Raw genomic sequence first — 16,252 nt, forward strand, 5'->3', positions numbered from 1 at the left:
CTTCCTAAGGAGCGGTAACCCTTAGCGGCTATACGCCGATGGACTGATACTGCATATGACAGCCTATCCATAGCGGGTAACCGCTTTCAATAAGGGGCGGGAAGGGCAGCGAAACGTCAATATCCGGGACGGGATACGAACGTGAAGCAGTTCCGATTGTATACGGCGCCCTCAATCTCGACAAACTGCGGCTCCACGGCTGTGATGCAGCCCAGTGTAATATGAACTCCCTGGTCATAGACCTGAACGGGGATTCCATGCTTCATGTGGTACTGGAAGTGGCTGTGGTGCGTCAACATCTTCCTCGTATGATCCAATAGCGCTCCACCTTCTTATGTCGGGATGATGACATGACTATCACATGTCCTTTGTCCATCTATTGTACTTTAGAATAGGGGAAAGAGGAAAGCATAATTGCAGAAAGGACGTTTACTCATGAAATGGATTGTCGGCCTGGGCAACCCGGGCCCCGCCTATGAGAAGACCCGCCATAATGTCGGGTTTATGGCTCTGGACGAGCTGGCCTCCCGGCATGGCTTCACCTTTAATCAGAGCAAATGCAAATCCGTGATCGCAGAAGGGATCATCAACGGTCAGAAGGCTGTATTGATGAAGCCGATGACGTATATGAACTTATCCGGCGAGGCCGTCAGGGCTTATATGGATTATTATAAAGTTCATCTGGACGATATGATCGTCGTTTATGATGATCTGGATACGGCCGTCGGCAGAATTCGTCTGCGCTACCAGGGCAGTGCCGGTGGACATAACGGCATCAAGTCGATCATTCAGCATACAGGCACGCAGAGCTTCAACCGGGTGCGCATGGGCATTTCCCGGCCGACTCCGGGACGGGCTGTCGTCGACTATGTGCTGGGGACCTTTCCCAAGCAGGAGCAGGAGCCGCTGCAGCAAATGATCCACAGCACCTGCGACGCTCTGGAGCACAGCCTGAGCCATACCTTCGAGCAGACTATGCAGCGGTTCAACGGCTAGAAGTACTCGAGAATCTCTCTCTCATTGCCAACGGAAGCTTGTCTTAAAGTCTCTGAATAGGGACATACTGAGGAACATAAACCATTCCCAGGAGGCATACAATGGCGATAAATTATGTTTGCAGACACTGCCGGACCCATCAAGGCGTGATTGATTCCCGCGGCATTTCCGAATCGAGGCTCGGGCTGGATGCCTTGACCCCCGAGGAACGCAGGGATATAATAGCGTATGATTTTAACGGAGAGATGATTGTCAACGTGACCTGCGATCATTGCCGGGAAGCGCTGGAGATGCATCCGGAGCTCAGCCTGCTGGCGAGCCCGCTTCAATAGAGTGGGCAGTCAATGATGCAGCCTGCACGGGGCCTATATGCAGCCGCTGTCCTAAATGACGCAGCCTGTACATCTCTTCATGACGGATTCCTAGGACAGACAGAACCACTGACTACAAGAGCCTTGGCAGACATGCTGAAGGCTTCTTTTCAATTACTGATGAGCTTTTTATATTTCGCTTGCATAAAGAGAGGTGCCCCTTTTGCTACAAGCACTTATTGATGTTTTTTCCGAGGATAAGGATTTTCAATCCATTACAGCGGGACTGGCTTCCGGGATGAGAGATCAGCTCATATCCGGGCTTACCGGCTCCTCCAGGCAGGTCATGATCGCAGGGGTGATGCAGAATCAGCAGCGTCCTGTGCTGGTTGTGACCCACAACATGTTCTCGGCCCAGAAAATTTACGATGACCTTCAGGAGATTCTATCTCCGGAGGATGTATTGCTGTACCCGGCGAATGAGCTTGTGGCGGCCGAATCGGCCGTATCCAGCCCGGAGGCCCTTGCCCAGCGAATTGAAGTGCTGCATCGCTGTGCTCGCGGCTTCCGGGGCCTTGTCGTGGCTCCGATTTCAGGGGTGCGGCGGCTGCTTCCCGCTCCGGAGGCGATGAAGGATGCGCGTATCCTTTTGCAGGAAGGAGGTCTGCTTGCGCTCGATGCCTTCCTCAACCAGATGATCGAGATGGGCTATGAGCGCGTGGAGCGGGTAGAATCCCGGGGAGAGATGAGCGTCCGCGGCGGCATTATCGACTTTTATCCCATGACAGCCCGTCATGCATACCGGGTGGAGCTCTTCGATGAAGACATCGACTCCATCCGCACCTTTGACCCCGGTGATCAGCGCTCGATTGACAAGGTCCGTGAGGTGCTGATTACGCCCTGCAAAGAAATTATCGCGAGTCAGGAGTCGCTGAATCGTGCAGCGGATACTGTGCTGAGTCTGCTGGATACCCAGCTGGAGCGCATGACAGACCGGCAGGCGAAGCAGCGCCTGAAGGAAGAGATCGGCCGGGAGGCGGAAATGCTGCGGGAGCGTATTTATTTCCCGGAAATGTATAAATACATTTCGCTGCTATATCCGGAGCACGCTCATCTGTATGACTACATGGCAGAGGATACGATTCTGGTGCTGGATGAGCCAGGACGCCTGCTGGAAACCGCCCGTCAGCTGGAACGCGATGAAGCGGAGTGGAACCTGCACCTGATTCAGCACGGGAAGTCGCTGCCAAGCCTGCCGCTCTCGCTGGAGCATGAAGAGGTCATTTACCAGCAACGCTACCAAAGCCTGCTGATCTCGGTCTTTTTGCGTCAGGTGCCGCGGATGCAGCCGAAAAATATCGTCAATTTCATTACCCGCGGCATGCAGGATTTCCATGGCCAAATGAACGTGCTGAAGGCCGAGATGGAAAGATGGAAGAAATCCGGGATCAAGGTGATGATGCTCGGCGGCGATGCCGAGCGTATGGACCGGATGAAGCGGGTGCTGCACGACTATAGCATTGAGGAGCCGATGCTGCTTGAAGGCAGCCTGCAGAACGGCTTCGAGCTCCCTTCCGTGCATGCAGCAGTCATTACCGAGGCAGAGATGTTCTCGCAGAAGCAGCGGAAGACGAGAAAAACAAGCCGTAATATGGATAATGCCGAGCGGATCAAGAGCTATACCGAGCTGAAGGTCGGCGATTATGTTGTGCACCAAAACCACGGGATCGGCAAATATCTGGGCATTGGTACGCTGGAGATCAATGGCATTCATAAAGACTATATGCATATTTTATATGCGGGCAGTGACAAGCTATCGGTACCGATTGAGCAGATTGATCTGATCCAGAAATACGTAGGCTCGGAGGACAAGGAGCCGAAAATTTACAAGCTGGGCGGCAACGAATGGACGCGAGTGAAGAACAAGGTTCGCTCTTCCGTCCAGGATATTGCGGATGATCTGATCAAGCTGTATGCCGAGCGGCAGTCCGCACCGGGCTACGGCTTTGAGAAGGACACGGCTGAGCAGCAGGAGTTCGAGGATATTTTTCCATATGACGAAACGCCGGACCAGCTGCGGGCGATTACAGAAATTAAGAAGGACATGGAGCAGAACCGCCCGATGGACCGCCTGCTGTGCGGAGACGTCGGCTATGGCAAGACCGAGGTTGCTGTCCGTGCAGCCTTTAAAGCGGCGATTGAAGGGAAGCAGGTGGCTGTGCTGGTGCCAACGACGATCCTGGCCCAGCAGCACTACGAAACGTTCCGGGAGCGCTTCTCAACCTATCCGATGAACATTGAGGTGCTGAGCCGCTTCCGCAGCCGCAAGGAGCAGAATGAAACGATTAAGAAGGTCAAGCAGGGGACGGTTGATATTCTGATCGGAACGCATCGCCTGCTGTCGCAGGACCTGGTATTCAAGGATCTAGGCCTCTTGATTGTCGATGAGGAGCAGCGGTTTGGCGTTACTCATAAGGAGAAGCTGAAGCGGCTGAAGACGAACGTGGACGTGCTGACCCTCACCGCCACTCCGATTCCGCGGACCCTGCATATGTCCATGCTGGGCGTTCGTGATCTGTCGGTCATTGAAACCCCGCCAGAAAACCGGTTTCCGGTGCAGACCTATGTGCTGGAGCATAGCCAGACGCTTGTCCGCGAAGCGATTGAGCGGGAGCTGGCCCGAGGCGGACAGGTCTACTATCTGTATAACCGGGTGCAGGGAATTCAGGAAATGGCTGCCCAGATCTCAGAATTGGTGCCTGAGGCCAAGGTGGGCGTGGGCCACGGACAGATGAGTGAAACAGAGCTTGAGAAGACGATTCTGGATTTTCTGGATGGGGAGTATGACGTGCTGGTCAGTACGAGCATTATCGAGACCGGCGTAGATATCCCGAATGTGAACACCCTGATCGTGCACGATGCGGATAAGATGGGCTTGTCCCAGCTCTATCAGCTGAGAGGGCGGGTAGGCCGTTCCAACCGGATCGCATATGCGTATTTTACGTATCAGCGGGATAAGGTGTTAACCGAGGTTGCCGAGAAGCGGCTGCAGTCCATCAAGGAATTTACGGAGCTCGGCTCGGGCTTCAAGATTGCCATGCGGGATTTGTCTATCCGGGGAGCGGGCAATCTGCTCGGGGCGGAGCAGCACGGCTTCATCGCCTCCGTCGGGTTTGATCTGTATTCCCAAATGCTGGCGGAGGAAATCCAGAAGCGGAAGGTCACTATGCTGGGCGAGCCGCAGGAGCCGTCCCGGGATTGGAACACCTCCTTGGATCTTGGAATCGATGCCTATCTTCCTTCTGACTATATTTATGACAGCATTCAGAAGATTGAGATCTATAAAAAAGTGGCGGCGGTGGCATCCTTTGAGGAGGCTGCAGAGCTGGAGGATGAGCTGCTGGACCGCTTCGGTGAGCTGCCGGAGGCCGTTCAGAACCTGCTTGCCGTGTCGAGGCTGAAGATATACGGACGGAGCTACGGAATCGACTCCATTACGCAGCGCGGGGACGACCTTGTTTTGCAGTTTTACGAAGGACAGGATAAAATAGTGAACAGGAACAGCCTTTCACAGATTGGAAGTTCCTTCGAAAAGCGTGTACAATTTGAGCAGGGCTCAGGCATGTCGATACGCCTGAAGTGCAAAGGACTTCAAGATCCGGAGCTGTTGAAGCTGCTGGAACAGTTTCTTGAGGCTGCGAAGGAGTCATTTAACGGGAAGGGAGATTTACAGAATGCCGTCAAGAAATAAGAAGTCGGGAAAGCTGTTCATGGTGACGATGAGCGCCATGTTGTCTATATCACTGGCTGCCTGCGGGAACGAGAACGCGGCAGCACCTGCGCCGGAGGACAACAGCAAGATTGTTGTGAAGTATAAGGGCGGGGAGATCACAGAGAAAGAATTTGAGCTGGAGCAGAAGGTGATGCAGTTCATGTCACCGCAATTTGCACAGTTCGCGCAGATGGACGAATTCAAAGAATATCTCGCGAAGCAGGGCGCAGCCTATGAGTATCTGGCGGTGGATGCCAGCGAGGAATCCAGGGAAGCCGCGAAGAAGCAGGCGGACGAGCTGGTCGATAAGAACAAGGAGGCCATGGGAGCCGAGGCGCTGGAAGCGGCGCTCACAGCTCAGGGCTTGACCGAGGATGACCTGAGAAGCTACATGCTGCGCGTCATGACAGTTATGGAAGACCAGAAGAACAAGGTGACTGATGAAGAGATCAAGAACACCTTTGACGAGAAGCAGGAGGATTTCACCGTGGTCACGCTGCGCCATGTGCTCATCCGCTTGACCGATAGTGAAGGCAAGGAGCGCACGAAGGAAGATGCGTTGAAGCTGGCAAATGAAGTGAAGTCCAAGCTGGATGGCGGGGCTGATTTCGCGGAGGTTGCGAAGGAGTATTCAGAGGATCCGGGCTCCCAGTCTAACGGCGGTCTGTATGAGAACTATGAAGTGAAGGATTGGGTGCCCGAGTTCAAGGAGAAGGCACTCAGCCTGCCCCTGAATGAAGTCAGCGAGCCGGTGGAAACCGAATACGGCTACCATGTGATGAAGGTCGAAAGCCGCGAGGAAATGACCTTTGACAAGCTCAGCGATGAGCGCAAGGATCAGATTCGCAGTGACCTGGCTTCCAGTAAGGTGGATGAGTTCATGAATACAGAGCTGGACAGCATCATTGAGAGCATCCAGCTGCCAAAGAGTGAGACGCCGGCTGAGCCGTCTACGGAGCAGGAGAACGGAGCGGAGCAAGCGCCACAGGCCGATCCTGGCACGAGCGATCCCGGTGCGGAGAGCAAGGAGCCTGAAGCGAAGGAGCCTGCAGCAGAGGATACCGGCAAGTAAGCTGCTAAAGGCGCCGGCAATGCCGGGAGCACTCGTCCCGGAGAACGCAGGCCGGGGCAGTCTTTTGGCTTCTGGACGCAGTAAATCCATAACGCCGCCATGGCGTTATGGATTTTTTTACCCTCTAACGCAACCAATTCAGGGCAAAGATGTATAAGGTTATAGGAAAGGATGAATACTAAGCTCAGACATTCACTTAACATACCTGGCTGGGGACATCCTCTTCCCATACCGATCAGTAGTTGAAAAATCTTCTTAAGAAAGCGGGGCAGCATGTGAAATGAAAGCTACTGGAATCGTTCGCCGTATCGATGACCTCGGTCGTGTGGTCATCCCCAAGGAAATTCGTCGTACTCTACGGATCCGAGAAGGAGATCCGCTCGAAATTTTTGTAGACCGGGATGGAGAAGTCATCCTGAAGAAATACTCGCCGATCGGAGAGCTTGGAGATTTCGCCAAGGAATACGCAGAGTCCCTGTATGAAAGCACCGGCCATATTACCATTATTGCTGACCGGGATTCCTTCGTCGCTGTAGCTGGAGGCTCCAAGAAGGAGTACATGGACAAGCCGGTGGGCAATCTGCTGGAGACCGGGATGGAGAATCGCAAGACCATCCTGGAAGAAAACAAAGGCACGTACGAAATCAGCAAGGATCATCCGGAGGAGTTCTCCACCTTTGTTGCGGCTCCCATTGTCGCCGGCGGTGACCCGATTGGCTGTGTGCTGATGCTGAACAAGGACGAGTCTGTCAAGATGGGCCAAATGGAAGTGAAAATGGCGGAAACCGCCGCTGCTTTCCTTGGCAAGCAAATGGAACAGTAAACCGGCGGTGTAAAGCCCCCTGCATGACTGCACAACCTCAGCTCCTGCTCGCAACGAAGCTCTCCCTTGGAGAGCGGGATGCGGCGGGAGCTTTTTGATGATCGGGTTCTGCATTGGCGGTGCCGGAAATTGCATGTCTTTTGAGTCAAGCCGTCCTTTGAGCGTATAATGGGCTGTACATGACAATTCAGTGAGAGATCTGCAAGGAATGGTGGTCAGCTTATGAAAACAGGGGAAGCGGGGGCAAGGCTTCTGAAGGGGGCCTTTATCCTGAGCGCGGCGGCGATCGGCTCGAAGCTGATCGGGACGCTTCAAAAGATACCGCTGCAGAATATAGGCGGAGACGCCGTGTTCGGCATTTATAATACGGTGAATCCACTGTATACCATGATGATTACCCTCGCAGCAGCGGGATTTCCGCTTGCGCTGTCCAAGTTCGTGGCGGAGGCCGAGGCGGCGGGCCGGCCTCAGGACAGCCGGCGCCTGCTGCGGATATCGAGCCTGTTCCTGATCAGCTTGGGGCTGGTGCTGGGGCTGCTGCTGTATACAACAGCTCCGCTGCTCGGAAGCTGGATCGGCAGTGAGCAGGTGGTGCCGGCTCTGCAGGCCTCTGCGCTGGCGCTGCTTTTTGTGCCGTGGATGGCGCTGCTGCGCGGCTATTTTCAAGGGCTGCATAATGTGGTGCCGACAGCGGTATCCCAGATTGCAGAGCAGAGCATTCGGGTCATCGTCATGATTACGCTGCTGCTGTATATGCTTCAGCAGGGGGCGTCTGCACCGCAAATTACGGCCGGGGCGATGCTCGGCTCGGCCGCCGGCGGAGTCGCAGGCCTGCTTGTGATGCTGCTGTACTGGCGCAAGAGCCGTGGAAAGAAAAGGGCTGCGGCGAAGGATTCCGGAACTCCCGGTTTCACAGAGCCAGCGTGGTCGCGGCAAGCCGGGTTTCAGCAAAGCCAGCGGAGCACGGGGGAGGTCCATCTGGGCGAGACCAGCGCCCTGAGGATTCTGAAGGTGCTGGCTGCTTATGCGCTGCCCGTGTGCCTCAGCGCCCTGGCGATCCCGCTGATCGGCCTGGTGGACTCCTTCACCGTACCCCGGTCCCTGCTGAGCAGCGGGTTGTCGGAGGACGGCATGCTGGCCCGGTTCGGCATTTACAACCGGGGGCTGCCGCTTGTCCAGCTGGTCACGATGCTGGCGGCGTCGTTGTCGGTGCTGTTCATCCCGGCGCTGGCGGAAGCGCGCTACCGGGGACAGCATGAGCTGGCGGCCCGGCAGAGCGAGCTCGCCCTGCGCTGGTTCTGGCTGCTCGGCCTGGCTGCGTCCGCAGGACTTGCGGTGCTGGCCGAGCCTGTCAATGTGATGCTGTACGAGGATGCCGAAGGCAGCGATGTGCTGCGCTGGGTTGCGCTCACCGCGGTGTTTGGCACGGTGAGCATTATTACGGCCGCGCTGCTGCAGGGCGCGGGCCTGGTCCGGGCGCCAGCTTTGCATTTGCTGGCGGCGGCCCTGCTCAAGCTGGGGCTGAACCTGGCGCTTGTGCCCCAGCTCGGCATTACCGGCGCGGCGATTGCCGGTGTCGCCGCGCATGGCACCGCAGCAGCGCTCAATACCGCGCTGCTGGTGCGTCATGCAGGTGTCAGGCTATCCGCCGCACACCTGCTCCTGCGGCCCGCGCTGGTGACCGCGGGCCTGGTGCTGGCCGCCTGGGCCGCGTCAACCGCGGCGGGCGGCCTGGCAGCCGCGGCCGGGCTGGGCACCGGCCGCATGAGCGCCGCCGCCGCAAGCCTGGCCGGCGTGGCGGCAGGGGCCGGCGCCTTTGTGGCCGGCGCCGTCTGGACGAAGCTCCTCTCAGAGGAGGAGCTTCACCTGCTGCCGAAGATCGGCCGGCCGCTGGCCGCCCTGCTTACGCGCCTGCGGCTGCTGCGCTGACGCGCTGTCTCTCACGCCGAGCGCTGTGGAAGCCACCGCGTGCACGTCTCGGCTCCACCATCCGAGCGAGCAGCCAGCACGTCTGTGACAGCTTCACGCCCGCGCCTGCTTACACGTTGCCGCTGCTTACGCCTTACCGCCTACCGCAGCGGCGGACGTGAGTTGCACCGGCGCCTGTGGTATAGTAGACTACGATACTACCGCTGTAGAAGCATCAGCGGACGAAGACGGAGGAAGCCCCATGAGTGCAGCGATTACAGTGGTCGGACTGGGTTCGGGGAATGCCGACAGACTGACCTTAGGCATGTTCAAGACTCTTCAAGGGGCTGACAGGGTATATGTGCGCACCCTGAAGCACCCGGTAATTGATGATTTGCGTGAGACAGGCATAGAGATGAAGTCCTTTGACTCCGTATATGAAAGCTATGATACCTTCCCGGAGGTGTATGAGCATATTGCTGCGTCATTGATCAAGCTGGCTCTTGCCGGCGAAGGAGAGATTGTGTATGCCGTTCCCGGCCATCCCATGGTGGCGGAGGCAACCGTACGGCTGCTGCGGGAGCGTTGTCCGGAGCAGGGCATTGCCCTGAAGGTGCTGGGAGGCGAAAGCTTTCTCGACGAAGCGTTCGTACGTCTCGGGTTTGACCCGATTGAAGGCTTTCAGCTGCTGGATGCCGGCGGGCTGTCGTCTTCACGGCTTCAGCCCCAGCTGCACACCCTGATCGGTCAGGTGTATGATATGTTTACCGCATCCGAGGTGAAGCTTGCGCTGATGGAGGTGTACCCGGATGACTATGAGGTCATCGTCGGGCATGCGCTGGGCGTGGAGGGACAGGAATCCATTCAGCACATTCCGCTGTATGAGCTGGACCGTGTAGAGGGCTATGGAAATCTGTCTCTCGTCTATGTGCCCCGCAGCGATGATGAGCAGCTGCGCCGGCGCAGCTTTGACCGTCTGCATGAGATTGTAGCCGTGCTCCGCAGTCCTGAGGGCTGTCCGTGGGACCGGGAGCAGACGCATCAATCCATCCGCAAGAACCTCATTGAGGAAACGTACGAAGTGCTGGAAACGATTGATGAGGATGATCCCGATCATATGCAGGAGGAGCTCGGAGATCTGCTGCTGCAGATTATGCTTCACTCGCAGATGGAGGAAGAGATCGGTACCTTCACCGTCAGAGATGTCATTGGCTCCTTGAATGACAAGCTGATCTTCCGGCATCCGCATGTATTTGGCGACACCTCTGCGAAGGATGCCGAGGACGCCTTGCAGAATTGGGAGCAGATGAAGGCGGAGGAGAAGCTGAGAAAAGGACAGACCGCGTCCTCCACATCGGTGCTAGACGGCGTTCCCCGGGATCTGCCGGCGCTGATGAAGGCCTACAAGCTGCAGAAGAAGGCGGCCAAGGTGGGCTTCGACTGGGATGACATCTCCGGGGTGTTCCAGAAGATTGAAGAAGAGCTGGCGGAGCTACGGGAAGCCGTAGAGCAGGGACTGTCTCCGGAGGAGCAGGCTCTTGAGCTGGGAGACCTGCTCTTTGCAGCCTGCAATGCTGCGCGCTTTATCCAGGCTGATCCCGAGGAGGCTCTATCCCGAACCAACCGCAAGTTTACCGAGCGCTTTCACTATATCGAGGAGCAGCTGTCGGCCCGGGGCGAGGATATTCGCAAGACGCCTGTGAACGTCATGGAAGAGCTGTGGCAGTCCGCGAAGACATCCGGGGGCAGGGACAAGGCATAAAGGAGCGTGAAATTTGCCGATAAATAGGCAGATTTTCAAAAAAATCGCCCCCAAAGGCAGGAATTCGCTCCCCCATCCAGAATTACACTTGATAGGCAAGCCCGAGTAAACAGATGGAATCACGGTGCTTGCTATTACACACATTCTATTTTTCGAAATATTGGGAGGATTTTAACTCATGAACAAAACAGATCTCGTCAACAACATTTCCAGTAAAAGCGGTTTGTCTAAAAAAGACGTGGAGAACGTTCTGAACGGTTTCCTCGGTGAAATTACAGATGCATTGGCAAGCGGTGACAAGGTACAGCTGATCGGCTTCGGTACCTTCGAAACACGCAAGCGTGCAGGCCGCACAGGCCGTAACCCGCAAACCGGCAACACCATTGAAATTCCAGAATCCAACGTTCCTGCATTCAAGGCAGGCAACAAGCTTAAAGAAGCTGTCAACTAATGCGTCTCGATAAATTCCTTAAGGTATCCAGACTCATCAAGCGCCGCACCGTGGCGAAGGACGTTTCGGAGCAGGGCCGGGTATATATTAACGGCCGTGAATCGAAGCCGAGCGGCACGGTCAAGGTCGGAGACGAGATTACGGTCCAGTTCGGACAGAAGCTGGTCACCGTCCGGGTAGAGCGCCTGGTGGACACCACCCGCAAGGATGAGGCTGCAAGCCTCTACACTCTGGTTAAGGAAGAGCCGATCGCGAAAGACAACGATTTAAACTGGCAATAACGGCATCGCCGTCCAAGACATCCTCTCCGCCGGCGGAGAGGATGTCTTTTTATCATCCGCCCGGAGGATACCTGCTCGCTTGGAGCCAGCATTCCGGTTCTAATTGCATCCCTGTCCCCATATGCTGTTGGTATAAGGGAGGGGTACATGCCATGATTGACCAAAAAAACAAGCCGCACGATATGCGGCTGCACAGCCGCAAGCTGCTGGACATGACCGGTGTCAAAAATGTAGAAAGCTTTGACAGTGAAGAATTTCTTCTGCAGACCGAGCTGGGGCATTTAAGCATCCGCGGCCAGAATTTACATATCAAGAACCTGAGTTTGGAGGAGGGCATCCTCTCCATTGAAGGCTTGATCCATTCCTTTGCCTATCTCAATCCCGGGAATCAGGCCAAACCGAAGAGCTTGCTGGGCAAGCTGTTTAAATGAACCCCCATGAGCAGTGGATGACGCTGCTCTGGATGATGGTTTCCGGAGCAGCAATGGGAATGGCCTATGACAGCTACCGGGTGCTGGCAGGAGAGCTTCGTTTCCCGAAATGGTCGGTGCATGTGATCGATTTGCTGTACTGGATCGGCGCAGCGCTGTTCGTATTCCGTATGCTGTACGCCGCCAATCACGGGCAGCTTCGATTCTATGTTTTTGTTGGTCTTTTTGCAGGGGTATGGATCTATTTTTTAATCGGGAGTGTTACAACCAGGCGTTTTGTGGTAATGTTAGTTCAGGCAGCAATGTCATTGCTGTCCATTTTGACGACTTTACTGGACGTCTTGCTATGGAAGCCATTGAAGCTGCTGTTTTCCTTGCTGAAAGGAAGCCTGAAGCTGATTTGGCGGTTGATGATGGTTGTGCTTCAAGTGGTTTGGAAGCTGCTGACGCCGCTCAGGGCCATCCTGAGGTGGATTTGCTCCCCGATCATTTCCCGGCTCTCTATGCCGGCATGGGGGAAGAAGGCAGCGGACAAGTTCAAGGCAGTCTGGAAACGCTGGTTTTAGGAGGGATAGGCCATGGCCAGAGCGGGTACAGGACGCAGAGCCGACGTAGAACGTAAAGCAGAGGCAGTGCGCAAAGAGGATTCCCCCGATACAGCCAGGAATGCGGGGGTCAAGCGGCGAAAGAGGTTATACGCCGTGGTGATGCTTTCGTTTGTGGTTTGGGCAGGGATCACGCTGTACAGCCAGTATGGCCAGATCCAGAGCACCAGCAGCACGCTTGCTGAGAAGCAAGGCGAAGAGAGGGCCGTAAAGGCTGCACTGAAGGAGCTTAATCTGGAAGTGGAGCGTCTGCAGGATCCGGAGTACATTGGGCAGATGGCCCGTAAGAAATTTGGGCTGTATCCGCCGAATGAGGTTCCGATCATCCAGCCGCAGGAATAAGGTAGTAAAGCCTGCGAAACCGCGGCATCACTCTGTTGACCTCTTTTCGGTCATTGGGTATAATCAAATCACCGTAGCGAGATTCACAATGTGACTGTATATTTCTAAGGGAGGATCATTTTATTCTATGGCAATTGAAGTGGGCACCAAGTTAGAGGGCAAGGTGACAGGTATTACGCATTTTGGAGCATTTGTGGATCTGTCAGGAGGTGTCACGGGTCTCGTTCACATCTCGGAGATCGCCGATAATTACGTAAAGGACGTTAACGATCATTTGAAGATCGGTGATGTCGTAACTGTAAAGGTGATCAACGTCGACAAGGATGGCAAGATCGGTCTCTCGATCAAGCAGACTGTCGATAAGCCGGCTTCTTCGGAAAGCCGTCCACCACGCGGACCTAGACCGGAACGCAGCGGCGGAGGCGGCGGAGAGCGATTTGGAGGCGGCGGTGGAGGATTCAACCGTGAACGCGGCGGACGCCCGTTTAAGCCTGCGGTCAACAAGCCTTCATTTGAGGATAAAATGTCGCGCTTCCTGAAAGACAGTGAGGAACGCATCTCTTCACTTAAGAAGAATACGGAGGGCAAACGCGGCGGACGCGGTGCCAAACGTATGTAGTCCGATCCCATATAGATCAGAACCGCAGAAGGAAATTTCCTTCTGCGGTTTTTTTGTCAGCTGGTCCGAGCGTCCGACAGGTTACAACGGGATCCTCCCGGATCTGATGCCGCCTTCCCCAAGGGGTCCTGCAAAAAACCGCGCATTCATTACCCGCTAAGCCCTCTTTTGAAACGCTGAAAGCGGTCTGACCCTAGAGCCGGGGGGAGGTTGTCTGGCTGACAGACCGCCCGGCTTTTTTGTCGGAAATTTCTTGGACACATACCCGGTGTTCTGACAAACTTTCTAAATCCTTGCTTTTATAATGGGACCTACAAACAAATTCGTGATGAATGGGGTGCCAGGATAATGGATAAAAGAAATGTGGTTATGTTTCCGGGGACAGGGACGGTAAAAAGAGGCGCGGGGGCGTTGTACAGCCGTTTGGGCGTTACTCTGGGGTCATTGTCGGCACTGAAGCGCCCTTTGGATATGCTGGCTGCAAAAAAATGGATGATTCTATTAAGCTTTATGGGCTTTCTGCTGGGCCGGGCCACAATTCTGGACGAGCTGTCACCGTTTGCTGCGGCTTTCTTCGCCGTCATCGTATTTGTTCGCCGGGATTATTTGCTGCCGGTAGGCGCAGCCGTGATGGCAGGCAGCCTGTTCGCCCCTTATCCTAATATGCTGATCATACCGGCGGAGATGATCATCTTCTACCTGATCCTGCGCGGGCTGGAATCCTACGAGCGGGCAGAGCTCTCCTACGCCCCGATGATGGTGTTCGTTTCTACCTTTGTGGTGAACCTGTTCGCGACGCTGGTCGGCCCGTCCATGACCTGGTACAGCATGATGATGCTTACGCTGGACGCGGTGCTGAGCTTTGTCCTGACTCTGGTGTTTATCCAGGCGATCCCGGTCCTGACCTTCCGCAAGAAAAATTATATGCTAAAAAACGAAGAAATCTTGTGTTTGATCATCCTGCTCGCCTCGGTCATGACAGGAGCGGTAGGCTGGGCTGTGCACGGCTTGTCAGCCGAGCATGTGCTCTCTCGGTACTTGATCCTGCTGTTCGCCCTGGTGGGAGGAGCGCCGCTCGGCGCTTCCGTCGGCGTCGTTACAGGCCTCATTCTGAGTCTCGCGGACATATCCGCCTTTGCCCAGATGAGCCTGCTAGCCTTCGCCGGGATGCTGGCCGGCATGCTGCGCGAGGGCAAAAAAGCCGGCGTTTCCCTCGGCATGCTGCTCGGCGCCACGATCCTATCGATTTATTTCAATAAACCGGAGCAGGTGCTGCTCTCCACCTGGGAGACTTGTGCTGCGATTGGCCTTTTCCTGATCACCCCCAAGAGCTTCTTCCAGATGATCGGCAAATACGTGCCGGGCACGCAGGACCACACCCGGTCGCAGCATGAATATGCGAAGCGCGTCAGGGACTTGACCGCCGAGCGTGTCACCCAGTTCTCCCAGGTGTTCCGCCAGCTGTCCCAAAGCTTTGGGCAGGCGACGCAAAGCATGCATCCGCCCGGCAAGCAGGCGGAGGAGCTGAATCATTTTATGGACGCCGCGGCGCAGGGCACCTGTGCAGCCTGCTTTAAGCAGAGCCACTGCTGGGACGCTAAATTTTATCAAACCTATAAATATATGTCCGACATCATGACGTCGATTGAGAACAAGCCGGATCTTAGAGCCGAGGAGCTGCCGCCAGAGCTGGGTAAATTTTGTACCAAGCGGGAGGAAGTGCTGGAGGTGCTGAAGCAGCAGTATCATCTATATCAAAATGATATGCAGTGGAAGCGCCAGATATTCGACAGCCGGCATCTGGTTGCGGAGCAGCTGTCGGGGGTGTCCCAGGTGATGGAGGACCTCGCCCGGGAAATTAAAAGAGAGAGCCAGACGATGCACATTCAGGAGGAGCAGATCCGCGAGGCGCTGCTGCAGCTGGGCTTGTCCGTGCAGGGCATTGATATTATCAGTCTCGACTCCGGTCATGTAGAAATCGAGATTATTCATGCCTATACCAAGGGATACGATGAATGCCGCAAAATCATTGCCCCGATGCTGTCAGATATCATTGGAGAGCATATTGCCGTTGTGGGAGAGGTATTGACTCATCCCAAGGACGGACTGGCCACTGTCCGGTTCAAGTCCGCCAAAACCTTTGAGATCACAACCGGCGTCGCCGCCGCCGCGAAGGGTGGAGATCTGCTGTCAGGTGACAGCTTCAGCACAGTGGAGCTGGGGAACGGAACATTTGCAGTCGCGTTAAGTGATGGTATGGGGAATGGGGAGCGGGCCCGGCTGGAGAGCAGCTCGGCACTGAATATTTTGGAACAGCTGCTGCAGTCCGGCATGGATGAGCGTCTCGCTATCAAATCGGTCAATTCGATCTTAATGCTCCGCTCGCCGGAGGAAATTTACGCCACCGTGGATATGGCGCTGATTGACCAATATTCCGCTCAAACGACGTTTATGAAGATCGGCAGCACGCCAAGCTTTATCAAGCGGGGGAAAGAGGTCATCCCGGTGACAGCAAGCAATCTGCCGATTGGCATCATTCAGGATATAGAGGTCGATTTTGTGTCGCTGCAGCTGCAGGCAGGGGATGTGCTCATTATGATGACGGACGGTATTTATGATGCCCCAGGCTATGCAGTGAATAAGGAAATCTGGATGAAGCGTATCATTCAGGAGGTAGATAGCAGCGATCCTCAGGAAATTGCGGATATGTTACTGGAAAAGGTCATTCGCTATCAGCAAAATCATATTCATGATGATATGACGGTCGTCGTCGGGCGGGTAGATCATTTCCATCCGGAATGGGCGAACGTACATGTGCCTGGCTTCTCCAGAATGGAAAGGCCGCGCACGGTAAGCTGAGCCGATGTCCTCACAATATC

The 16,252-nt window shown here is 55.3% G+C and carries 15 protein-coding genes; 14 read left to right on the plus strand and 1 reads right to left on the minus strand.

Going from position 1 to position 16,252, the window contains the following annotated elements:
• Positions 1-116 precede the first annotated feature (116 nt).
• The gene (locus E6C60_RS00195) at positions 117-266 is read right to left on the minus strand and encodes a hypothetical protein (RefSeq protein ID WP_233281084.1); all 150 of its coding nucleotides are present in this window, start codon (positions 264-266) and stop codon (positions 117-119) included.
• A gap of 169 nt (positions 267-435) precedes the next feature.
• Here E6C60_RS00195 and pth point away from each other — a divergent pair, with 169 nt between their 5' ends.
• The 14 genes from pth (at position 436) to spoIIE (ending at position 16,232) form a co-directional block, all read left to right on the plus strand.
• Positions 436-996 (plus strand): aminoacyl-tRNA hydrolase, encoded by a 561-nt coding sequence (pth, locus tag E6C60_RS00200; protein ID WP_138223925.1) that lies wholly within the window; start codon positions 436-438, stop codon positions 994-996.
• Between the two features lie 101 nt (positions 997-1,097).
• The gene (locus tag E6C60_RS00205) at positions 1,098-1,328 is read left to right on the plus strand and encodes an anti-sigma-F factor Fin family protein (protein WP_138223926.1); all 231 of its coding nucleotides are present in this window, start codon (positions 1,098-1,100) and stop codon (positions 1,326-1,328) included.
• Between the two features lie 202 nt (positions 1,329-1,530).
• A complete protein-coding gene (mfd, locus tag E6C60_RS00210; RefSeq protein ID WP_138223927.1) occupies positions 1,531-5,058 on the plus strand; it encodes a transcription-repair coupling factor in 3,528 nt (1,175 codons plus the stop codon).
• On the plus strand, positions 5,042-6,151 hold the full coding sequence (locus tag E6C60_RS00215) for a peptidylprolyl isomerase (protein WP_138223928.1): 1,110 nt from the start codon (positions 5,042-5,044) through the stop codon (positions 6,149-6,151). The genes mfd and E6C60_RS00215 overlap by 17 nt, the downstream gene beginning before the upstream one ends.
• Positions 6,152-6,431: 280 nt before the next feature.
• Complete coding sequence (gene spoVT, locus E6C60_RS00220; protein ID WP_138223929.1) at positions 6,432-6,974, plus strand: stage V sporulation protein T; 543 nt, start codon at positions 6,432-6,434, stop codon at positions 6,972-6,974.
• A 222-nt stretch (positions 6,975-7,196) separates the two neighbouring features.
• On the plus strand, positions 7,197-8,903 hold the full coding sequence (locus E6C60_RS00225; RefSeq protein ID WP_138223930.1) for a putative polysaccharide biosynthesis protein: 1,707 nt from the start codon (positions 7,197-7,199) through the stop codon (positions 8,901-8,903).
• Between the two features lie 241 nt (positions 8,904-9,144).
• Positions 9,145-10,644 (plus strand): bifunctional methyltransferase/pyrophosphohydrolase YabN, encoded by a 1,500-nt coding sequence (gene yabN / locus E6C60_RS00230; protein WP_138223931.1) that lies wholly within the window; start codon positions 9,145-9,147, stop codon positions 10,642-10,644.
• 178 nt (positions 10,645-10,822) lie between these two features.
• A complete protein-coding gene (locus E6C60_RS00235) occupies positions 10,823-11,095 on the plus strand; it encodes an HU family DNA-binding protein (protein WP_138223932.1) in 273 nt (90 codons plus the stop codon).
• Positions 11,095-11,376, plus strand: a complete 282-nt coding sequence (locus tag E6C60_RS00240; protein ID WP_138223933.1) for an RNA-binding S4 domain-containing protein — start codon at positions 11,095-11,097, stop codon at positions 11,374-11,376. Before E6C60_RS00235 ends, E6C60_RS00240 begins: the two co-directional genes overlap by 1 nt.
• Positions 11,377-11,528: 152 nt before the next feature.
• Positions 11,529-11,807, plus strand: a complete 279-nt coding sequence (gene yabP, locus E6C60_RS00245; RefSeq protein ID WP_138223934.1) for a sporulation protein YabP — start codon at positions 11,529-11,531, stop codon at positions 11,805-11,807.
• On the plus strand, positions 11,804-12,373 hold the full coding sequence (yabQ, locus tag E6C60_RS00250) for a spore cortex biosynthesis protein YabQ (protein ID WP_138223935.1): 570 nt from the start codon (positions 11,804-11,806) through the stop codon (positions 12,371-12,373). Before yabP ends, yabQ begins: the two co-directional genes overlap by 4 nt.
• Before the next feature lie 12 nt (positions 12,374-12,385).
• A complete protein-coding gene (locus E6C60_RS00255; protein WP_138223936.1) occupies positions 12,386-12,754 on the plus strand; it encodes an FtsB family cell division protein in 369 nt (122 codons plus the stop codon).
• A 127-nt stretch (positions 12,755-12,881) separates the two neighbouring features.
• Complete coding sequence (locus E6C60_RS00260; RefSeq protein WP_138223937.1) at positions 12,882-13,373, plus strand: S1 domain-containing RNA-binding protein; 492 nt, start codon at positions 12,882-12,884, stop codon at positions 13,371-13,373.
• Between the two features lie 348 nt (positions 13,374-13,721).
• A complete protein-coding gene (gene spoIIE / locus E6C60_RS00265) occupies positions 13,722-16,232 on the plus strand; it encodes a stage II sporulation protein E (protein WP_138223938.1) in 2,511 nt (836 codons plus the stop codon).
• The last annotated feature ends 20 nt before the right edge of the window (positions 16,233-16,252 follow it).

This window comes from Paenibacillus algicola (genome assembly GCF_005577435.1).
GTDB classification, from domain to species: Bacteria; Bacillota; Bacilli; order Paenibacillales; family Paenibacillaceae; genus Paenibacillus_AQ; species Paenibacillus_AQ algicola.